A 21,025-nucleotide genomic window follows, 5' to 3' on the forward strand; every position below is an offset into this window, starting at 1 on the left:
AACAACCCCGCGAGCGCGGGGAGGACACCAGGCACCGCGCCTGCACCTGCTCGTTCGGGGGAACAGCCCCGCGAGCGCGGGGAGGACATAGCGGCCGGTCACCGTGTGCCCGTTGGGGTGGGAACAGCCCCGCGAGCGCGGGGAGGACGTGACGGTGACCCCGTCGGCGATCTCGGGTCTGGGAACAGCCGCGAGCGCGGGGAGGACTGGGACCGCCGGTCGATGTCCTTCACGTCCAGGGGAACAGCCCCGCGAGCGCGGGGAGGACTTGGGGCCAGCTGACCTCGGCCTCCCCGACGAGGGAACAGCCCCGCGAGCGCGGGGAGGACGTCCCTCGATGACGACGCCAAGTGCGCCGCCGTGGAACAGCCCCGCGAGCGCGGGGAGGACGAGCTCGCGGTCGCCCTGGTGCCGATCATCGAGGGAACAGCCCCGCGAGCGCGGGGAGGACCGAAGGCCGTCGGCGCGAAGCTCGACGGTCTGTGGAACAGCCCCGCGAGCGCGGGGAGGACAGCGCGACCAGGGTCGGCCACAGGTCGGCGGGGGGAACAGCCCCGCGAGCGCGGGGAGGACCGACGTGCTCACTACGAAAGAACACGTATTTGGGGAACAGCCCCGCGAGCGCGGGGAGGACGTCCATGCGCTTGGCGGCGGTCTCGGCGGCCTGGGAACAGCCCCGCGAGCGCGGGGAGGACATCCGCTCGGCGACCACGGCGGTGTGCATGGGGGGAACAGCCCCGCGAGCGCGGGGAGGACAACCGTTGCACCGCACCCGACAGTTGGGCGGCGGGAACAGCCCCGCGAGCGCGGGGAGGACGGCGACGAATGCGAGTGTCTGGCGGGCCGGTCGGGAACAGCCCCGCGAGCGCGGGGAGGACCCCACCGGACTTCCAGTCCGAGAACCACGACAGGGAACAGCCCCGCGAGCGCGGGGAGGACAGGGCGGCAATCTCGCCTTCGCGGTGCGGCAGGGGAACAGCCCCGCGAGCGCGGGGAGGACCGACGAACCGTCCGCGCATCTCAGCCAGCTCACTGGAACAGCCCCGCGAGCGCGGGGAGGACTCGTCCAGCGCGGCGCGCAGCCGGGAGAACGTGGGAACAGCCCCGCGAGCGCGGGGAGGACGTCATGGCCTCGACCTTGGCGCGGTCGGCGGGGGGAACAGCCCCGCGAGCGCGGGGAGGACGGACACCTCGTCCGGCGCACCGTCAGCGGGCTGGGGAACAGCCCCGCGAGCGCGGGGAGGACACTTGCTGACCAGCAAGTTTACGTAACGACTACGGAGTTTTGAATCACTTCGACTGCACCCCCATCGTCGGACTAGATCTAGCATCGACCCCATCATGCCCAGTCGGGCGCCAGGTCGAAGAGCCGACACCAACTTACGTGAACGTGCCGTTCTGATTCGCGGGCGCCTCCGGCGCCGAGATTGACATGGCAATCGCCGACTGTGAGGGAGTTCGGCTCGACCGCGATCGGGCGAAAGGCAGCCATGGCCTGCTCGGCCCAAGCAATTTCAACGGCACTCGGATCATGGCTCTGTCCCAGACTCGGTGATCGTCGCTAGTTTCGGTGCAGGACGCGGATGCGGAGCAGGTCGAGGTTGCACGGCCGAACATCGGGCGTTTGACCATCTAGTGACCTTGGCGGACGGTCGGCGTGGATGGCTGAATGTGGCCCGGTGTGGGGCGTAGCCGGTGGATGTAGTCGCGGACGACCGTGAATCCGCCGGTGTTGCCGCGCGCGGCGATCTCGGCGTGCAGGTGCGAGGCATTCGTGGCACCGGATTCCCAGCGCATGTGTTGTTCGCTTGGCGCTACCGGAATTCAAGCCAGGTGTTGTTGACGCACTGGAACCCGTTGCCAATCCAGCCATTGGTTCATGTTGCCGTCATAGGAGCGAAGCCACAGCGCCCCCTTTCGATCAACCGCCAGGCATCGAAGGCTGTTCGGGCTCGTGGTACTTCCGGCCACATCGACAAAGTCTGCCGGGATATCCATCACAAGCCAATCCGACCAGTCTAGACCACCCTTGTGGTGCCGATGGCCTAGGTCTCCCGAACTGCCTACAACAAATACTTCCTGATAGTCGGTGAGCTTGCGAAACGACGAGACGGCGCACGCTGGCGATCCAGGCCTGCCCCAATTTTCCCAGTCGGACCAACCATCCAAGAACCAACGATGCCATACGGCGCCATCTATATCGACGACGAAGTGTTCAAGCAAGCCGTCCTTGGGTGAGCAAACCGCTACATCTCGGCCACCAGCGAGTCCTGAGTCGTGCCAGCGTGCCCAACCTTGCCCATCCAGCTTCCACGCATGGAGTGTTCGCCCGGCGTCGGTCACGACGAACAATTCACGGTGCCCAGGCTCATGACTCGCTGCTGCTATCCGCAGGATTCGTCCGCCATTATTTCCAGAGATATTGACAACTTGCCACGTCGATCGATGCATACGATTGCGTGTTTGCATGCGAATAGTGCCGTCATGATCGAGAACGAAGTACTCCACGACGCCTTGGCGCGGAACAACAGCGGCTACATCCCAGGAAGGGCGCGCCTCAGCATGTGCCCGCCAAGGCGACCATGTGTTCTTTTCCGAGCAGGTAGAGGACAGAACGGCCCCGGCATCCGTTACGGCGAGGACGTCCATCTCGCCGTCGCCAACATGGACGGCGGCGATCTTCTGCAGATTGTACACTTGTTTCGGACGCAATCTGTACTTCCAGATTACCGGCGCAATGCTTGCCAGCAATACGATGACGGTGAGCGGCCACCGCCATTTATGTACGGTTTCCTTGTCGGCAAGCGAGGCCAGCAGGTTCACGCCCGCGGCGCCGAGGAGTCCGAGGAGCACCAGCAGGATGTCGCGGCGCATGCTGCCCGCAGGCTTCATCCCTGAGTCAATCTGCACATAGCAAGATCGCAGGTCACTACCGCCTCGTTACGCCAGCGGGGGTGCGGCGATCCAAGCCGCGACCTCCATCCCCCTTGGCGTGTTTCGGCTGCACCAACAGCCTTCTGCGTCGGTGCCGCCGGACTGGAATGGTGGCGATGAGTCGTTCGTCGACCGGTGTCGTCGAGCAGCAAGGAGATCGCGGTCGGGATCGTGGCCAATGTCGCGCTGGCGTAGCTGCGGCGGAACTGTTGAGCCGGGCGCCGACCTCGAGCGGAGCAACTGCCGCCTGCTCACCTCACGTCGGATCTTCCGGCAAGAGTCGGGGCCGCTCCGCTCGGCCCGATCGCCAGATAGACAGTCAGGTCGTGGCCTTTGGCCCGTTCGTCGTATGGGTTCTCGGGGAGGGGCAGCCGAGGACTCGTGTAGAGCAGGCTGCGGTGCACCTCGTAGATGGACTCGATCAGGTCGGCATAACCGTGCGCCTACAGAATGAGCACGACGCGGTAGCCGACCACTGCTACCGGCAGCGTCCACCAGGCGTTAACCGCCCACACCGTGAAGGCGATGGCGCAGAGCAGAATCCACGCACCGCGGGCCAGCGCAGCACGGGCTACATCGAGTTCCCGGCGGGTGGTTGTCGTCGAGTCCGAGCCACAGCGCGGGCCAGCAGACCGCAGGATTCAGACCGTAATTGGCTTCGACACATGCCTGCCAGCGCGAAGGATGTCGCCGAATCGTGTCAGCGCGACGGGTCGAACGGGGACTCCCGGACGCGGCAGCGCAGTGCCGTCTACGTCGCGAGATCCTTGGAGCGCCGCCCGATCGTCTCGACGAGCGTGAGTGTGTAGGAGGCGCAGTTCGGTGTCGATCGCCGCTCTGCGGCGACTCAGTCGGACTCGTCGCCGGTCGATCAACGCGTGGGCGAGACGGAAGTCGTCGGCGAGCAGCCGTAGCGCCGGTCGCCAGGCCCTCGACGACGGCCGAGAGCGCGATGATGACGAGTCCGACGGCGATGACCAGCGCTCTGGGCTCGCCTGCCGCCGGGAGCAGCGCGACCCACGCGACACTCAGGACTCGTCGGGGCCGATGCGGGTGATCGACCAGGTGACGAGGCCGTCGAGCCAGAACTGCAGGACCGCAGCTCAGCCAGCAGTCGACCACCCGGCTGCCGAAGGAGAACTCCACAGCTAACGCCGCTCGGGATCGCGGCGCATCGGTTCGCCGTCGAGCCAGCACACCGTCGGTGCCGGGTCCGGGCGTGCAGCCAGATCTCGATGTGTCCGTTCGGACATCGGAAGCGTTCGGTCGGGGCTCGCCGCCGCCACCCAGGTACGGGCTGCAGGTGCTTCGACCGGCCTGGTCGAGTTGCTCGCGCACCCAGCGTTAGATGGCCTGTACGTCAACGAACACGCGCAGCAGGTCTCAGGTCACGCTGGGGGACGGCCCCAGGATGTGGTGCTCCACTACGGCCCGGCCCGGCCCGGTGCGCGAACTCGCGAAGCACCTTCGGGTTGCTGCGATGCGGCCCCAAGCCTGCCATGATCCTCGGCGAGGCGCGATAGTCGGATGGATAGGAGCGTTGATGGACGCCAACACATACTCGTTGAAGCAGATCCTTACCCAGGATCGCCGGTACATCGTGCCCACGTTCCAGCGGGACTATGAGTGGACGAAAGACGGGCAGTGGGAACTGCTATTCGATGATCTGGAGCAGACCGCGGATCGGCTCCATCAAGCTCGAGTGGATGCCGCGGCGACCGGCGCGTCACCGGCGAGGGCGGAGCAGAAGGTTGCGCCGCACTTTCTCGGAGCGATCGTGTGTGACCAGCTGACCGCGCCTGCGGGAGGGATCGATCTGCGTGCCGTCATCGATGGCCAGCAGCGGCTGACCACCGTTCAACTGCTGTTGCGTGGCGTCGTCGACGTCCTCATCTCGACTGGGTCGCACCGGGAGCGCCAGCTTCGCAGGCTGATGGAGAATCCGTCCGACGTGGTGGCCAACCCGCACGACCGGTACAAGCTGTGGCCGCGTCGCCGTGACCGCGAGGTGTGGCCACAGGCGATGGACGACGCGCCTGCGCCGCCGGAGGGCAGTCACCTCTATCTACAAGCTCGCCGCTACTTCGCCGATCGCGCACGGAATGCGATAGTCGGGCCCGACGGCGGTGACCGGATCGACGTGCTGGTCGATGCGCTGCTCGACCTGTTCAAGATCGTCGTGATCGACTTGGAAGACAACGACGACGCACAGGTCATCTTTGAAGTCCTCAACGGCAGGCAGACACCGCTCTCGGCTGCCGACCTTGTGAAGAACCTGCTGTTCTTGCGTGGCGAGCTGTCCGACGAGCGGGAGCTCGAAAGGGTGTACGACCAATATTGGGCGCCATTCGACGACGACTGGTGGAAGGTCAACGTCGGCCGGGGCCATGCGCAGCGCGGTCGTCGTGACCTGTTGCTCTCCAGTTGGCTGACTGCGGTGTCGCAGTCCGAGGCCAATATCAGCCACCTCTACAGCGAGGTCCGCACCTACGTTGATCACGCCGAACGGAAGACCGTCGATGTACTGGCCGAACTCGCGGACTTCGGTCGCGCGTACCGGGTCGTCGTCGGTGCCGATCCAGCCGGCTCCCTTGCGTTGGCGAGGTCCTACCGGCGAATCGACCGCCTGGGCATCACCACCGCGGTGCCGCTTCTGCTCTGGATGCGCACACTGCCCAGTACGCAACTCACGCTCGCTGAACACGAACGCGCGGTTGGCGCGGTCGAGTCGTGGATCGTTCGACGCGTCCTCGTGGGAGCCAATACGCGCGGATACGGCAAGGTCTTCGTCGACGTGCTCAAAGCGGCTTCGGCCGCCGCGGACAACCCAGGCAGCTCCATCGCCGACGCGGTCGTGAGAGTGCTGGCGAGCAACCCGGACAAGATCCCCTGGCCGACCGACGAGGAGTTGGTGACGGCGTTCACGACTCGCCGTATCTACAACAACGTCACCCAGGACCGCATCCGACTTGTGCTGGGCGCCATCGACGAGCACCTCCAGGAGATCAATCCGCGGACTGAACCGGCCACGTTCCACTACGACCAGCTTCAGATCGAGCACGTGATGCCACAGGCCTGGCGCGAGCACTGGCCCTTGACCACTACCGACGACGCCGACCGCCTGCTGGAAGACCAGGAGCGTGATCAGGCGGTTCACAGGTTCGGAAATCTGACCCTGGTGACATCGGCGTTCAACGGCGCGGTCTCGCACTTCGGTTGGGCAGTCAAACGACCAGAGTTCACACACCAGTCCAGCCTGCAACTCAACCGCCCCATCGCCGGTCGCGAGACCTGGGATGTCACCGCCATAGTTGAACGCGGCCAAGCCCTTGCCGCGGTAGCAGCCCGGGTCTGGCCGCGGCAGACGGTCCGGTTGGGCGTCGGCGAATGAACGATCCATCCAAACTGGACAGTGGAGTGACACGGAACCGAGTGAGTCTGTCAGTGCCTAGGCTCTGTCTCGCGGGTGGGAACGAGCTCCGAACCGGACGGGTCCCCGCTATGGGCACAGTAGTCGTCAGTCAGCATTCGCTACGTGGGTACTGCGGCAAGCCTGGGATCTGAGCCTTGACACCTGAGGAGGGTGTCAAGTCGTGCGTGGACGCTTTCGAGGTCGGACAGTGTCCGACCTTTGCGCCAGCTTGCTGCGGCATGCGAGCACTGACACTCGGATCAAGGATTCGCGTTTCTGATGGAGTCGTCCCTGGCCTACCTCTATCTGGCCTTGAGACCCAATGTTCGGTCGCCGTCGATCAACGCGGGCAGAACGAAGCGCTCGAATACCTTATCCGATGTGAGCGCCGCCGCCGGGTCCGCAGCACGGTAGCGATCGAACATGACCTGGATCGTTGCGATTTCCTCCTCGTTGAAGCCGGGCACGTAGGTCGCGGCTCCGACATGCGCGACAAGGGGTGTCGATGTTTCCCGCGTCGGGAGTTGGTTGGCATCGGCCAGATATATGTAGTCGATGAGGTGGAGCATGGGCCGCCACCAGAAGAAGTACTGGCCGCGGACTCGTTCCAAGGGTCCGACTCGAACATGACCTCTGGGCAGCGCGGCCCGTGCCACCTGTTGCCGAACCGACCGGCTGTCCAATATGGACATGCCAAGAGGCACATCGTCTTCGAACCAGGTTCTGGCGATGATGTCGATGAGTGGGATCTGGATTTACTGGCGCCCATAAAGGTCTCGCGGAGAGCTCGCCGGGCATGGTTGGGATCCAGTACTTCCGTGTGTTCGCCTCGCCTGATGATGCGTTCGGTGTGAGCCATAGGGGTCCTCCGAGTCTTTGCTAGAAACCGAATCCGATGCGTGTGAGACGTTCGATGGCTGGTGCCGGTCCGTCTGCGTGCCTGGATGTGGGTTCGTTCTGGTGAATGAGCGCGTCCACGTCGGTGCGCCAGCTGTCTGGGTGTTGACCTTGCCTACATTCGCTCGGTGAGCGGCCGAGCGTCGCGGCGATGCGACTTCTGAGGCCGGGCAGGTGTCGGAGGTAGTAGTCGCCGGAGACTCCGGTTCCTGCCCCGGAGTCGTGGTGGGCCTCGTACCAGAGCCAGATGTGGACTGCGAGTTCGGTGGCCAGCGCTGGGTGGTGTGGCCAGCACGGTGGGATGAGTTCCTCGACATCGCTGGCGTAGACGGTGTTGAAGCAAGCTACGAACTCGGCGATCATCCCGGCCAACGCGTCACGCTCGTGTTGGGTGCGCAACGACCAAGTCCATGGTGGGCGCCGTTGTTCATTCTTGGCCAGGTTGTCGTTGAGGTGGTCGAAGAGTGCGACCTGAGAATCGTTGTTCATGATTGCTTCTCTCTCCGGAACGCGGTTGGCGTCGCCACGGTGGCGTCGTGTTCTGCTTGTGCCGCTGCTCCTGCGGCCGCAACGTGGCGAGCGACCAAGCTCGCCTCCCCGACGATGCGGCGCCAGCGACGGCGGGTTCTGGGGTCTTCGACGGTGGCGACGAACGGCGGAAGCCCACGGGCCATCACGGTGGCTTGGCCGTCGACGAGAGTTTGTTGATCGCCGACGGTCCATACCTGCTGTGTTTGGATCTGGTCGCCTCGTCTGCCCGCGCCGCGGCTGCCGGTGACTACCGACGTCGTGCCCGCGCGGTCGCTGATCTCCTTCGCGCTGCTGATGTCGATGCCGCCGATGAGGCTGACCCCGGCCGCAGCGCGGACCGCGGTGGCCTCGGGTCCGTAGAGTTCGTCCTCTTGAGCCGATGATTGGGCGGCGAAGATGTAGCCGATGTTGTGTTTTCGCAACGTGTTCGCCACGTGGGGCAACTCTGGGACGGGGACGGCGTGTCGTGGTTCGTCGAGGACGGCGATGAACGACAGCGGAAGGCGGCGGCCCGGGTGGGTCATGGCGACATTCCTGGCAGCGCGGAACATCTCCGCGGTGAACAACGACAGCAGGGGTCGGATGAAGTCGGTGCGGCCTTCCTCGGTGAGGATGTAGAGGGTGCCCGCCTGTTCGATGAGCGCGGTCATGTCGAATTGCTCAACAGCGCCGTCGTCGTCGCTGAAGCGACGGCCGCACAGTGCGCGTCCCTCGGTGCAGGCCAAGCAACTCATCGCGATCATCAGGTAGCGCTCGACGCCGCTGGTGGTCTTCGCGGCGCGTTCGTCGAGGTGTTTGCTCAGGGACAGTTCGGCGACGCGTTCGGCTCGGTGGTCGTCTTCGAGGATGCGTCGGGGTGTGGGGTCCGTGGGTTTGCGAAGCCAGCCGATGATGTCGTCGATCTCTTTGCCCGCGAGGGCAGCGGCGTGGAACCAGGCGGCGAGAACCTGGATGGCTGAGGCGATGAAGAACTCGTCGCGGCCTGCGGTATGGCTGGTGAGGGTGCGCATCGCGGACACCATCGTGGTGGCTCGGCGTGCGGCGGTGCCGAAGTGCTCGCATCCGTTGATGGGGTTCCACCGCACGGTCGGGTAGCCCGCCGCGAAGCGGTGTTCGGGCGCGGAGAAGTCGGCGACGGCGACCGGGTGATCGTGTGTCGGAAGCCAACGGCGGGCCGCGCGATCGAGTGGTCTCCATCTGAGGTGCTTCCTGCGTCGGGTTCGTGCGGTGACGGTGTGGATGAAGATGTCGGGCTCGATGCTGGAGATCAGTGCGGGCCCGGGCAGGTCGCGGATGATGGGGATGAGCAGTCGGTAGGTTTTGCCCCATCCGGTGCGGGCGATGATGCGGACGCGCTGTTCCCAGTCGGCCCACAGGCGCGGTCCACGTTTGTCGCCGTGGGTGGAGCGGCCGAGTGGGTAACCGAACTGGGATGTCGGTGCGAGGAAACGCTGCCACCAGGTCAGGCCGGGCAACGTGTAGCGGCCGGCGCGGCGGACTCGGCGGTCGCCGAGGACGGCGCGGATGGCGGCAGGTTGGGCCAGGGCGTGATGCCGGTCCTGCCCGCGCCTGCGACCGAGGATCGGCAAGACGGCGACCCGTAGCCACACCAGCCACGTGCAGACGGCGACTACCAAGACCCACCCAGTGGGCGCCGGTGGCACTGACACGGTGAATGGGGCCTGCGTGCCGATCTCAGCGGATCCCTGCGGCAGCAGTGGACGGGAGGTGAAGCTGGGCCACCGCCAGCCGCCACCGGCCATCCAGGACACGGCGGCGATCGCGCACGTCAGCGCACCGACGGCGCCGATCAGCGCGATGGCCGCGGCCGCGGCCCGTCGTCGCAGTTCTCGAATCGTGTAGAGGCGTGTTCGCCCCAGTTCCCCCCGCACTGGCCCCCCTGTGCGTCGTGCCCGCGTGGCGCCGCGTGGTCAGCCTTTGGCCACCAGCTCGGTCGCGTGGCGGACTCGTTCCTCGTGCTTCTGCTTCTCCTCAGTGAGCGCTTCGGCGTCGCGTTCGATGAGCCGCCTCTGGTAGGCGGTTTCGACGGCGTGGCTGATCCCGGCGACGTTGTGCTTGTTCTTGCACTCGATGTCTGCCAACGCGGTGTCAATCTCGAGTTGGCTGACCTGCCCTTGGGAGTAGGTGTCGTTGGGGTCGCGCCAGCTGGCGTAGTCGCGGCCGTTCCCGGCGCGGCCGAAGCCCGTGTCGCGCATGCAGGCCGCCCATGCGGCGTCGACCTGGGCGGTCCGCGAGTCGGATTTGTAGCCGTGGCGGGCTTCGTTCTCCAGTCGTTGTGGCAGGTTACTGACCTCGATCATGCCGCCGTCGCGGATCGCCACCTCAAAGCCGAGTGATCGGTCGGCCTCGGCCGCGCATCCGCCTTCGGGCACATGCTTGCCTTCAGTGGTTTGGCGGGTCTGGCCGCTCAGGATCTTGTACGCGATCGGCGACGCCGCGCCTCCCGGCGCTGGGGCGTTGACACCGCCCGCCTTGTCCGGGGGCAGCCGGTAGCCGAATCGGCGAGCTTCGGCGGGGTCGGTGATTCCGTAGCGCCGGTCGGTGTCCGGTTCGACTGATCGAGCGAGAACAGGCCAGGCGAACCCGAATCCGGCCATGCAGACTCGGATCAGGAGTTCGCGGGCTGTCGCCAACGTGGCCCGCTGCTGTGGATCCGGCCGATAGGCGTCCAGTGGCGTCGAGAGCCCGCGGGCGACCGTGAGCTGTGCGACGGTGTCCAGTGGTGGCTCGTCGGCTTGGCTCGGAGGGTTCGCGGTTGTGGTGCAGCCCGCGACCGCGGCGGCGGCGAGCACGGCGGCGATTGTCTTGATCATGAAACCCCCGAGGATGGCCCTCGGCCGGGCGGAGACCCGCCCGACCGAGGTTCTGTCAGCTGTGTCGCCAGTCGTGCGATCCAGCCCTGTCGTTGTCGGTGACGCCGACCCAGCCTTCGCCTTGGCGGATGCCGCCGCTCCACAGTTGGCCGCTCGCGCCGTTGGCGCCGGCGTAGCTGAATTCGTCGGCCGCCGCGGTGTCGGTGGCGCCGAGCGGCCTCACTGTGGCTGCGGCACGGACGGCGACGGCCAATTTCTTGAGTCTCATAGATGTCCCCCTTGTTCCCCGGACATGGTCACGAGTTGAGCCAGCGATGCCCGCCCGCACGGTCGTTGTTGGCGCCGACCCACGCCTGGCCTTGCCCGACGCCGCCGCTCCACAGCTGCCCCCCGGCGCCGTTGGCGCCGTCGTAGCTGTGGATCACTGAGTAGCGGCCCGGGAAGCCGTTGTTGAACCAGGACGAGACGTTGTTGTTCAGGTATGCGCCGACCGGCTCCCACCACGGGTCCGCGGTCATACGGACAGTGCCGTAGGTGCCCAGCGATCCGAACGTGGTGTAGCGGTCACCAGTGCGGTTCCAGTGCTCGTAGATGCAGTATTCCCCCAGATCACACGTCGAGTTGCTCGCCGAGGCGGTCCCGGAACCGACCAGCACACCGGCCGTCGCCACGACTCCGACAACCGCGCCTTTCGCGATCTTCAGTGCTACTTTCTTCATCTTTCCCCCAAATCCACTATCGCATAATATGCGATAGTGAGTTGACATCGTGCGCGTTCGAGAATAGCTCATCCAAGACCGATACGGGAGGTTCGCGTGATGGGGGACGTGATGACCAGCAATGAACAGGCCGCCCGGGCGGTCAAACCGGGAAGGCAGGCACGTGCCGCGTTGGGGTTGATCGCGGCGTTGTCGGTGGCTTTGGGGGCCGCGGGGTTGGTCGCCGCGGCACGGATCAAGTCGCCGTCGCAGGCATTGGCTGAGGCCCAGCCGCCCCCGGCGGGTCCGGTAACCGCGCCGGTCGAGCACCGGGTCATGCAGGACTCCGTGGTGTTGCGGGGCATGGTCGGCGCCGAACGAGCGGTTCGCGTGCGAGCGCCCGGCGCGGTCGAGGGCTCGCGGGCCCTGATCACCCGGGTGCCGGTCGCGGTGGGCGACACGGTCACGGCGGGCACTGTGATCGCCGAGGTGTCGGGACGTCCGGTGATCGTGCTGACGGGAGCCGTGCCTGCGTACCGCGATCTTGCTCCGGGAAGCGAGGGCGCCGATGTCGCCCAGCTGCAGCACGCGCTGCGGGCCATGGGTCACAGCATCGGCCGCGACAAGGAGGGCATGTACGGCCCGGGCACAAAGCTCGCGGTCACCGCGCTCTACCGCGCCGTCGGCTATTCCCCCGCGGCACCAGCCAGGACGACGATCAGCAGCTGCACGTCGCCGAACGCGCGCTCCGCGATGCCAAGCGGGCACTCGCCGCCGCTGAGGGCACGTCAGGGGATGGCGATGCGCGGCAACGAGTGGCCGACGCGCAGCAGGACCTCGACACCCTGCGGGCCAAAACGGGTGCGACCGTGCCCGCGGGCGAGGTGGCGTTCGTCCCGACCTTGCCCGCCACCGTTCAGAATATGTCCGCGGCCGCAGGATCGGCGCCGCCCGAGGTGTTGTGCACCCTCGCAAGCGGCGACCTGGTCGTGCGAGCGATGCTCGACGCCGACCAGGCACGCCAGGTTCGACCGGGTCAATCCGTCGACATCATCTCCGAGGTTCTCGGATCGCAGGCTCGCGGCACCGTCGCCTCGGTCGCGCCCCGCGCTAACCCCGTCGAGCAGGAACTGTCCGAACAGGACCCGCAGCGTGCGGACGCCCCGGCCACGGAGCCGGAACTACCAGGCGGCGCCGAACTGGAGCTGATCGTGCGCGCGGAGACACCGTTGGACGCCAAACTGGCGAACCAGAACGTCCGCGTCGTGGTCGTCGCCGCGGCCACAGCGTCCGCGGTCCTGGTCGTCCCGGTCGCGGCAGTGTCCTCCCGCGCAGACGGACAGGCCCAACTGACACGGGTCGACCGGGATCACAGCGAACATCGCGTCGCGGTGACCCCAGGAATCACTGGCGGCGGCTACATCGAGATCACGCCAGTCGACGGCGCGCTGGCCGCCGGAGATCTGGTCGTGATCGGCCGATGACCACCCCGCCCATCGTGGAATTCCGCAGGGTCACCCGGATCTATCCCGGGCCACCGGAACTCGTCGCCCTGCGCGAGGTGACGATGCGGATCAACCGCGGCGACCAAGTCGCCGTTGTCGGACCATCCGGCTCGGGCAAGTCCACCTGGCTCAACATCGTCGGCCTGCTTGACCGACCGACCCGTGGGACCTACCTCCTCGACGGCACCGACACCACGAACCTTGACGAAGCAGCGCGTACCGCGTTTCGCGCGACTCGGATCGGCTTCGTGTTCCAAGCCTTCCATCTCATCGCGGGCCAATCCGCGGTGGAGAACGTGATGCTCGGACTGCTCTACCGCGGCCTGAAGAACACCCGCCGACGCGAAGCCGCGATGACCGCACTCGCGCGAGTCGGCCTCTCCGACCGTGCATACGCCGCAGCCAACCAACTATCCGGAGGGGAACGACAACGGGTGGCGATCGCGCGAGCGCTCGTCGGCGAACCAAGCCTGCTGCTCTGCGATGAACCCACCGGCAACCTCGACAGCGGCAACAGCGCACGCGTCCTCGAACTACTCGACGAACTGCATCTCGACGGGCAGACCGTCGTCCTCGTCACCCACGACCCCGGCATCGCCGCCCGAGCCCAGCGCGTCCTTGCAATCCACGACGGCGCAGCCTCCGAGCACACCACAAGGACCAACCCATGAAGGCCAACACCCACGTCCGCTTCCGCGACACTTTGGGCCAGGCGATCTCCGGCCTCCTACAGCGCCCAGGCCGTTCCGCACTCACCGCATTAGGCACCACCCTCGGCATCGGTACATTCGTCGCGGTTCTTGGGCTGTCCGCGAGCGCGTCCGGCCAGATCAGCACCCGATTCACCGCATTGAGCGCCTCCGAAGTGATCCTCGAACGCGACGCGGCCACGCCCGACGAACCTGCGGCCTTCCCAACCCAGGCCCAAGAAGCTCTCGCTGCCCTCCCAGGCGTGGTCCACGTCGGCGTGACCTGGCCGGTTCCCACTACCGCGGCGATCGCCAACCGCCCAGACACCGACGCGGTCACCGGTGAAAGCCTTTCGGTCCAAGCCGTCACACCCGGATACCTCGACGCCATCCACGCCAGGTACAGCGCGGGCATGCCACTCGACCGCTTCCACCATGACCGCGGAGAACACGTCGCAATCCTCGGATCGTCCGCGGCCCACCGACTGGGAATCAGTCGTCTCGACGCTCAACCGGCCATCTTCATCGGCAGCCGAGCGTTCACAGTCATCGGCATCATCGACCACGTCGACCGCGCGGCGGACACCCTGATGTCCGTCATGCTTCCCAGCACGGCGGTGAACGCGATCTGGGGACCGAGTCCAGATTCCGGCAACACCAGCACGATGCTCATCGAATCCCAACTCGGTGCCGCACCCCAGGTGAGCCGCCAAGCCAAGATCGCGGCCCGCCCTGACAGCATCGACCGCACCCGCGCGGCTCCGCCCGCGGATCCCCGCTTCCTACGTGACCGTGTCGCAGGCGACCTCGACGCGCTCGGCCTGGCCCTCGCCGGGGTGGTTCTGCTGGTCGGCGCGATCGGCATCGCCAACACCACACTGGTGGCGGTCCTCGAACGCATCCCCGAGATCGGGCTCCGCCGCGCACTCGGCGCCCGCCGTCGCCACATCGCGAGCCAGTTCTTCGTTGAAGCAGGCACGCTCGGTCTACTCAGAGGGCTCATCGGCACGGCGGCTGGAATCGGCACCGTCGTGATCGCCGCGATGGCCCATTCCTGGACGCCCCTGCTGGACCCGATGTGGATCTACCCATCTCCCTTACTCGGTGCGATCACTGGACTCCTCGCTGGTCTCTATCCAGCATGGAAAGGCGCACGCATCGAACCAGCCGACGCACTTCGGGTCTGACCGAATCAAGGGTCACTCGTCAACCTCGGCCTAGGCACCAGAATCAGTGGGCTTGCGTAGGGGCGTCGCGCTCGGCGGTCGTGTTCGGCGAGGCTTGGCCACGTTGCTAGAGACCCCCTACGACGCCCTGCCGTGGACCGACTTCGAGGCGCGCGGTTCGCGCCTGGTGTGCCACAGGAGCTGGCGCGGTTCACCCATCAATAGTCGTCGAGTTCGCAGCGCGCAATCGAATCCTCACCCGATTGGTGCATTACACCCGGGCGTCCCATGTCGACGTCCTGGTTGACACCGCACGTCGGTGCGGCTCGCTGCATCGCAGTTTGCGACCCGTGAGGGAGGAGGCATCGTGGTCAGGTTGGAGTCTCGGAGAGTCGAGTCAACTCGACGTGCTCGTGCTGGGGTACGGACCGCCGCGCGGGGGTTGGCATTCGTCGCGCTCTTCACCGTTCTTGCTCTGGTCACCGCAGCGTCTTGTGATCCAACCACCCCGCCGACTACTGCAACGTTCGACTGGGGGCTGATGGACAGAGATGGCCAGACCCAACAGCTACCGAACGGTGGTAGCGCCACGCTCGATCCCACGCACAGGTATGTCCTGACGTTTCGTGCCAACGATCCGAAGGGTGTGTCGAAGCTGGCCCACTATGCCAGCGGGACCTTCAACTGCCGGACCGATATCGACCAGAATGGCCAAAGCTTTGGCCTTAACGGTCTTCGAACGTCCATCCCCATTGTCGAAAGCACGATCAATCCTGGCCTGTACTACGGATTTGTGATCGGTCGAGAGTTCCGACCGGACCGGTTGTCGTGCGGCAGACACGCGAACTCGGGACAGATGCGCGAGTACTTCGTAGTCGCGGGCACCTTGGAGGTAGGTGGCAGGAGTACTAACCATGCGGGCGAGACTGTGAATGCCACAGTCCAGCTCCGAATCTGAGACTAGAACGACGGCTCGGCCTCGCGGCGTATCGCCGAAGAGTTGGCGCTCTCAGAGGACAGCTTTATGGGGCTCTACGCCACCAAGCTGGGACGGCGGGTTCAAGCAATCGTGATCATGAGGAGCCCCAGGTGGAAGACGACGTTACCGGGTCGATCGCTGGCGCGCTGTTCGGGTTGGACGGTTTCCGGGCTCTACGCCACCAAAGTTAGGCGACGCTAACGTTCGACTCAAGGATAGGATATTCTCACTGACTCATCGAGGAAGAATTCCCAATTGCGGCTCGCATAGCTTACCAGCTGATTGATCGGTCGCCTGCTCGTTCTCATCCCGGCATCCATGATCGTCAAGTTGTGGAGCATGTCGGGGAGCGTGTTTCCGACGGTCCTCGACGCGTATCCGGTCACGCTGGCAATATCGTCTCTCGTGTGGTATCCAAGAGCCACGGCGCGCCATATCGCTCGATGTCGCTCATCTCGAAGCAAGAGCCTGCTCACGTGAGTCGAACCTGCGACTGGAAGATATGAATTTAACACTGGATCGATCTTTGTGACCACGTTGTTGGCTGCTGTAATCGTTTCGTTGAGAAGATCCGCCCTGCCTGTTCCCGACGACTTCGAGCAGAACGCCCTGACGTCGATGTCCTCATACGCGAAAAGTAGATGAAGGCGCCGGTTCGCTTCGCCTGAGGTCCAAAGGACAATCCCCCCGTCTGGCCTCTGGCGGCGGAACGCCCGCGCTGCATACAGTCCGGTGACCAACAACTTGGCGTGACCCGTCAGAGTTATATTGCCAGCTCTCCTGCTAGTATCGAACTCGTAGGTCAAGTGCTCGTACAGGAGATCGATTACCGCGACATCAAACTCCGAGCTGGCAAGCTCTTCCTCCGCTTCAAGCGGATCTCTGACGCTCACAACTACGTGCCCATGCTCGTGTTCGAGTTCACGGGCGATAGGTCGAGCCAGCTGCGTGTGGTCCTCTACTAGAAGTACTCGCACGAAAACGCCTCCTTCCTGCTGAAGTTGACTGGGACAAGGGGATTAGCAGGCGAACGTGAGCCCCTGCATCGCATGGGAGAACAGTTAAGTCGCCTCCCAGTTCAAGAGCCGCGACCCGCAGCCGGGCCAGGCTTCGCGTGTCGTCCTGGAGAACCGCTGCCGCCAATCCGGGGCCGTTGTCCACCACGTCCATTTCCAACGAGACGGCGTCGAATTTGAGGCGCACCGTGACCGATCTCCCCCCATGCAGTACGGCATTCTTCAATAGATCGCCCAGTGCACGACTCACCATTACGCCGACCGGGCGCACGACGGTCAACGCGCCCACTCTCGGCGTCTCCGTCAAGTCAAGCACGCCAGCGAACGTGCGCAAGCGTTCGCTGAGAACGGCTGCGAGCGGTACTTGTTCACTGGCGAGCAAGAACTCGATTCGGCGTTCGCTGACCGCCTCCTCCAACTCGTTAAGCTTCTCACCCATGGCCGTGGTATTGCCCCACTCGGCGCGAATCGCGGCTACGCCCGCCTTGACGTGGGAGTGCAGGAAGTTGAAGAACTCCTCGTAGTTGCGCTGCTGAACCTCTACTTGGAGCTTGGCCGCCACCCGGCAGAGTACGCGAATGGTACGCCCCAGCAGGTAACCGGACACATTGAAGATCGCAACCATGGCGCCCGACTGGGCGGCGCGTAGATTGGCCCCCATCTGGATGACTACCATCGTGGCTGGCAATAGTGACACAAGAAGGACGTATCCGACTTCAATGGATGCAATCCTCCTGCTCTTCGTACCCACCCACCACGGGTAAAACGCAAACACCGTGAGCGTGGACACCGCGTAGTTGCCGAGGGGCGTCCCTGGCAGCGTGGGCGAATTTACTTCCGGCGCGCCAGCGAGGGCGATCATCGCACAAGGGAAGATGGTGGCCCACAAGAGACTTAGGTGGAGCCATGGGCGGCCCAAGGCGAACGGCCCACCAAACCTTGCGAAGACGGGTATCGCAACCACATGGGCAATCGTCGCTACACCGATGATCGCCGTCGGTGCGCCCGGAGGGAATACTCCCAACGCCCAGGCACCTCCGCACACTAGAGCCTGCCAGGTCACAACGAACCATTCTTGCTTTCCCAAAATGCGCTGGGTGGTAAACCGCTCGAGATCGGTTTGAACACCACCGGCCCTCAGCATGGTCGACCACTCGGGTCAATGTTGGCGCTTGCCAACACCCCGCCTGGCCTCGACGATCGAGACACCGTTGGCACCTCGGTTCTCCTCGCTGAACGTCACGACATCCTGCCCGACCATGGTGCGGGATGAGCTCGCCGTCCAGAGACATGTGTCTCTGTCCACTCACGCCGCACGCGGTCACCATCTTCAGTGTCGACCTTCGACCGAAACCGACGCCAGCCGAAGCCGGCGCCAACGAGAGGAGCAACCATGTTCGAGAAGGAACGCTGTGGAACGGGCGGCGCCCGCCAGTGGATCGCCCGACCGCTCGTCACGATGGCCGTCGCGGCGCTCGCCGCCGGGGCCGTCATGTCTTCCTCGCAGGGAACGGAGACGAGCGAGAGACCGGTGGACATGGCGGTCCACCCGATCGAGTTCGCGCTGTCGCCCGCGGAAGCGGCGGAGTGGCAGCAGCGCACCGCGACACCGGAGGGCCGCGAGCGGGTGCTGAGCGACCTGAGCCTGGCGTTCAGCGGCGTCGCCTCGATCGGGACCACCCAGCCGGTGTCCGCACAGGACCAACTGGCCCCGACCATCGAGCGGATGGCGCACTCGACCGGTCTGCCGATCCGGCCCGTGTGGGCCACGGGGATGGCTGGTGACCACTTCTGGATCACCGCGTCCTACGCCGACGTCGCCAGCGGCGCGATCTCGGGGGCGGTGTGGGCGTGCAAGCGTAGGCTGCCCGGCTGGCTGTGTGACACGGCCGGCCGTCTGCTCAAGGAGTGGGCGAAGGGTTGGGGCTCGGCCAGCAACCACGGCGTCTGGGCCGCGGTGTACTGGTGGCCGCCGAGGGTCACCGGCGGCCGGTGGTAGCCGACTCTGACGGTGGCGGCCATCCCCAGCCTGGGATAGCCGCCACCGTGGCAGTTGCCGAGAGCCATCTAGCGCGCCGACGCGCCTCGGACAGCCCGCGCCGACAACTGGAGAATGTTTCGCTCGGACAAGAGATCCGGATCAATCGGATCACACGCGGCTGGGCTGAATACTTCCGACACGCCGTGGCCAAACACACCTTCGACCGGCTCGCCTACTTCATCTGGTGGCGAATTGTCCGATGGGTCAAGACCAAAAGCCGTTGGAGATGGAAGGACGTCCACCGCTGGCTGCGCACCCCAATTGGGTGGCGGCCGATCGCGGCGGAAGGGATCGAACTGCGCGACATCGCGGCGACGCCGGTAACCCGATACCGTCGGCGCAGCATTCCCAGCCCTTGGCCCTGCGCGAAACCACCTGACGACAGAAACCGTGGAGCCCGTTGCATTGAAAGGCGCACGGCGGGTTCGGCGAGCGGCCTGGGGAACAGACCGACGGCAAACGCCGGACCTGCGCCCCAGGCCGACCCGACTCTCAGCGCACCTGGCCCAGGTCTATGGGGCCGAGGTGTCACGCCAGACGATCTCCACGATCACCGACAAGGTCATGGAGGGGATGACCGAGTGGCAGAACAGGCCACTCGACGTCGTGTATCCGGTGATCTTCATCGACGCTATCCACGTGAAGATCCGCGATGGGAAGGTCGCCAACCGGCCCATCTATGTCGCGTTGGCCGTCACCGTGGATGGGCACCGCGACATTCTCGGGTTGTGGGGCCGGTGACGGCGGTGAGGGCGCCAAACACTGGCTGCAGGTACTCACCGAGCTCAAAAGTCGAACCACACCCAGCCGTACGGGTCGAGGTCACGCCGGCGAATACCCCGGCGCCCGCCGCAGCCGGGTCGGCGAGCGCGTCGACGCTGTTGCCCACTCCCCGCCGTCGGCGGTTGCCGGTTGGTGGCTGATGGCTGGGCCGTCGGTGTGACATCCGGCTGTGTCTGCCTGGTCGTGGGCGGGCGGCGCGACTTCTGGCCCGACCTCGACCTCACCAGCTGCCGTATCAACACTGCCCGATTCGACGAGGCGAGCTTCACCGGGTCCACCTCGTTCGACGGGATGAGTCTCGCTGACGGCCCGGTTTACCGGAACGAGACAGACAACGACATCACACGCCGCACCGTGGCGTTGTGCGTCGGCTGTCCCACGGACTCATCCCATCGAGGTTTGGACCGCCGCCTCCTCGGGTGTCGTGAGTCCACTCACCGGCCGCCGGGTCCTCCGCCATGTGGCCATCGCACAGTTCGATGCGGAGTCAACGGCGTCGATGACGGGGCAGTACCCTGTCGTCCCGATCTTGGGGAGGCGCGGTGATCAGTGCCGAGGGGCTGCGCAAGCGGGTCCAGCGTCGGGCGGCCTTGCGATGGTTGGCAACAAGGTTCGCGGTGTTCGTGTTGGTGTTCGTGGTCGGGGGTGGCGTCGCGACAGCGGCAGTAGTGGCCTTGGGCGGCGACGGGACCGAAGGGCAGTTACCGCGGTGCCCGATGCCAGTGAGTGGCGTGCGGGTAGACGTCCGGGTGCAGTTGGCGGCGGGCGGCTTGGACTTCCCCCGGTTGTCGGCTGACACGGTGGTGCGGGTTCCACGCCGGACAGCAGTGGCTGCCGCTGTGACTTCCGCTCAGGATGATCCAGCGTTTCGACAGAGGGTGGCGTGCCTGTTGGGCGTGGACCGGGCGTGGACGGAGATCCGCGATGGCGGCGTGCGTGTCGCGGTCGAGGGCGACTGGGTCACGGTGCGCGAGCGGGCGTACGTCGATGTGGTCGATACCGGATCGGGGACGCGTCCGCGCGAGGTGTGGGCGGGGCTGACACGACTGTCGCTGCCCTCAGACGGCCCGTGGCGCTTATCCGTGACCAGCCCAGCAGGTCTCGCACAGGCGGTCTGGACAGTCTCGGTACGCGGGCCGGCGGACTGGTTGTCTGCCCCGCGTCCGCTGGAAGGGGCCAATATGACGCCGGAGGAGGTCCGGTGGGATCGGATCGTCCGGCCGGTGCCGGATGACGCTCCCCCCGACGTCGCAGGCCCGATGTCGGACTTCGAGATCGCCTTGCTCGACGTGGCCCCGGACTGGCGGGCGGAGGCGGCGGGCGCAGTGTTTTCCCGGGAGGGGCGGCCCGTGCTCCTAACGGTCCTGTGGGCGTCCACGGCGGTATTCGCAGTAGTCACGGTGGTCGCTGCGCGGTCAGGAAAGCGGTGGCGACGGTTGCGCGGGTTGCGCCCGCCGTTCTGCTCGGCCGACAGCGTCCTAGGGCGGCGGCGGCCATCGGTCTGATGTGGCAGTGGCTCCCGGGTCGACGTGGAGTGACG

General features: G+C 65.7%; 18 protein-coding genes, 2 pseudogenes and 1 CRISPR repeat array (1 of these 21 running past the window's edge). Of the genes and pseudogenes, 9 read left to right on the forward strand and 11 right to left on the reverse strand.

The window, feature by feature from the left end:
• Positions 1-1,246: a CRISPR direct-repeat array (repeat unit 25 nt; unit sequence ACAGCCCCGCGAGCGCGGGGAGGAC) (it extends 1,105 nt beyond the left edge of the window).
• 386 nt (positions 1,247-1,632) lie between these two features.
• Both BN1701_RS35745 and BN1701_RS35750 read right to left on the reverse strand, forming a co-directional pair.
• Positions 1,633-1,797 (reverse strand): hypothetical protein, encoded by a 165-nt coding sequence (locus BN1701_RS35745; RefSeq protein WP_157368100.1) that lies wholly within the window; start codon positions 1,795-1,797, stop codon positions 1,633-1,635.
• 27 nt (positions 1,798-1,824) lie between these two features.
• A complete protein-coding gene (locus BN1701_RS35750; RefSeq protein ID WP_157368101.1) occupies positions 1,825-2,910 on the reverse strand; it encodes a hypothetical protein in 1,086 nt (361 codons plus the stop codon).
• 1,567 nt (positions 2,911-4,477) lie between these two features.
• Between BN1701_RS35750 and BN1701_RS19905 the strand changes: the two genes are divergently transcribed.
• On the forward strand, positions 4,478-6,325 hold the full coding sequence (locus tag BN1701_RS19905; protein WP_054051055.1) for a DUF262 domain-containing protein: 1,848 nt from the start codon (positions 4,478-4,480) through the stop codon (positions 6,323-6,325).
• A gap of 323 nt (positions 6,326-6,648) precedes the next feature.
• Here BN1701_RS19905 and BN1701_RS19910 read toward each other — a convergent pair whose 3' ends face one another.
• The 7 genes from BN1701_RS19910 to BN1701_RS19940 form a co-directional block, all read right to left on the reverse strand.
• Entirely contained in the window at positions 6,649-6,915 is a 267-nt protein-coding gene (locus BN1701_RS19910) for a hypothetical protein (RefSeq protein ID WP_054051057.1), read from the reverse strand.
• A 310-nt stretch (positions 6,916-7,225) separates the two neighbouring features.
• The gene (locus tag BN1701_RS19915) at positions 7,226-7,732 is read right to left on the reverse strand and encodes a hypothetical protein (RefSeq protein WP_054051059.1); all 507 of its coding nucleotides are present in this window, start codon (positions 7,730-7,732) and stop codon (positions 7,226-7,228) included.
• On the reverse strand, positions 7,729-9,666 hold the full coding sequence (locus tag BN1701_RS19920; RefSeq protein WP_054051061.1) for a type IV secretory system conjugative DNA transfer family protein: 1,938 nt from the start codon (positions 9,664-9,666) through the stop codon (positions 7,729-7,731). Before BN1701_RS19920 ends, BN1701_RS19915 begins: the two co-directional genes overlap by 4 nt.
• Before the next feature lie 39 nt (positions 9,667-9,705).
• Positions 9,706-10,608 carry a hypothetical protein gene (locus tag BN1701_RS19925; protein ID WP_054051062.1) on the reverse strand — a complete coding sequence of 301 codons (903 nt, stop codon included), beginning with the start codon at positions 10,606-10,608 and terminating at the stop codon, positions 9,706-9,708.
• 55 nt (positions 10,609-10,663) lie between these two features.
• Positions 10,664-10,876, reverse strand: a complete 213-nt coding sequence (locus BN1701_RS19930; RefSeq protein ID WP_054051064.1) for a hypothetical protein — start codon at positions 10,874-10,876, stop codon at positions 10,664-10,666.
• Between the two features lie 28 nt (positions 10,877-10,904).
• On the reverse strand, positions 10,905-11,327 hold the full coding sequence (locus BN1701_RS19935; protein WP_054051066.1) for a peptidase inhibitor family I36 protein: 423 nt from the start codon (positions 11,325-11,327) through the stop codon (positions 10,905-10,907).
• 68 nt (positions 11,328-11,395) lie between these two features.
• Positions 11,396-11,773, reverse strand: coding sequence for a hypothetical protein (locus tag BN1701_RS19940; RefSeq protein WP_157368102.1), 378 nt, complete (start codon positions 11,771-11,773; stop codon positions 11,396-11,398).
• Positions 11,774-12,121: 348 nt separating this feature from the next.
• Here BN1701_RS19940 and BN1701_RS19945 point away from each other — a divergent pair, with 348 nt between their 5' ends.
• From BN1701_RS19945 to BN1701_RS35755, 4 genes are all read left to right on the forward strand, one after another.
• The gene (locus tag BN1701_RS19945) at positions 12,122-12,790 is read left to right on the forward strand and encodes a hypothetical protein (protein ID WP_054051070.1); all 669 of its coding nucleotides are present in this window, start codon (positions 12,122-12,124) and stop codon (positions 12,788-12,790) included.
• Positions 12,787-13,482 carry an ABC transporter ATP-binding protein gene (locus BN1701_RS19950; protein ID WP_054051071.1) on the forward strand — a complete coding sequence of 232 codons (696 nt, stop codon included), beginning with the start codon at positions 12,787-12,789 and terminating at the stop codon, positions 13,480-13,482. The genes BN1701_RS19945 and BN1701_RS19950 overlap by 4 nt, the downstream gene beginning before the upstream one ends.
• On the forward strand, positions 13,479-14,687 hold the full coding sequence (locus BN1701_RS19955) for an ABC transporter permease (RefSeq protein ID WP_054051074.1): 1,209 nt from the start codon (positions 13,479-13,481) through the stop codon (positions 14,685-14,687). Before BN1701_RS19950 ends, BN1701_RS19955 begins: the two co-directional genes overlap by 4 nt.
• A 421-nt stretch (positions 14,688-15,108) precedes the next feature.
• Entirely contained in the window at positions 15,109-15,624 is a 516-nt protein-coding gene (locus tag BN1701_RS35755) for a hypothetical protein (protein WP_157368103.1), read from the forward strand.
• Positions 15,625-15,854: 230 nt separating this feature from the next.
• Here the strand turns inward: BN1701_RS35755 and BN1701_RS35760 are convergent, their stop codons facing one another.
• Complete coding sequence (locus tag BN1701_RS35760) at positions 15,855-16,622, reverse strand: response regulator (protein ID WP_157368104.1); 768 nt, start codon at positions 16,620-16,622, stop codon at positions 15,855-15,857.
• Positions 16,567-17,523 (reverse strand): ATP-binding protein, encoded by a 957-nt coding sequence (locus BN1701_RS35765; RefSeq protein ID WP_157368105.1) that lies wholly within the window; start codon positions 17,521-17,523, stop codon positions 16,567-16,569. The genes BN1701_RS35760 and BN1701_RS35765 overlap by 56 nt, the downstream gene beginning before the upstream one ends.
• Positions 17,524-18,054: 531 nt before the next feature.
• On the opposite strand from BN1701_RS35765, the gene BN1701_RS19960 reads away from it, so the two are divergent.
• From BN1701_RS19960 to BN1701_RS19970, 4 genes and pseudogenes are all read left to right on the forward strand, one after another.
• Positions 18,055-18,660 (forward strand): hypothetical protein, encoded by a 606-nt coding sequence (locus BN1701_RS19960; protein ID WP_054051076.1) that lies wholly within the window; start codon positions 18,055-18,057, stop codon positions 18,658-18,660.
• A 47-nt stretch (positions 18,661-18,707) separates the two neighbouring features.
• Positions 18,708-18,932 (forward strand): annotated as a pseudogene (locus BN1701_RS38255) (group II intron maturase-specific domain-containing protein); the annotation flags it as partial.
• A gap of 256 nt (positions 18,933-19,188) precedes the next feature.
• Positions 19,189-19,498, forward strand: a pseudogene (locus BN1701_RS19965) (transposase); the annotation flags it as partial.
• 529 nt (positions 19,499-20,027) lie between these two features.
• On the forward strand, positions 20,028-20,990 hold the full coding sequence (locus BN1701_RS19970; protein ID WP_054051081.1) for a DUF6185 family protein: 963 nt from the start codon (positions 20,028-20,030) through the stop codon (positions 20,988-20,990).
• The last annotated feature ends 35 nt before the right edge of the window (positions 20,991-21,025 follow it).

The sequence above is a fragment of the Alloactinosynnema sp. L-07 genome (genome assembly GCF_900070365.1).
Classification (GTDB): Bacteria; Actinomycetota; Actinomycetes; order Mycobacteriales; family Pseudonocardiaceae; genus Actinokineospora.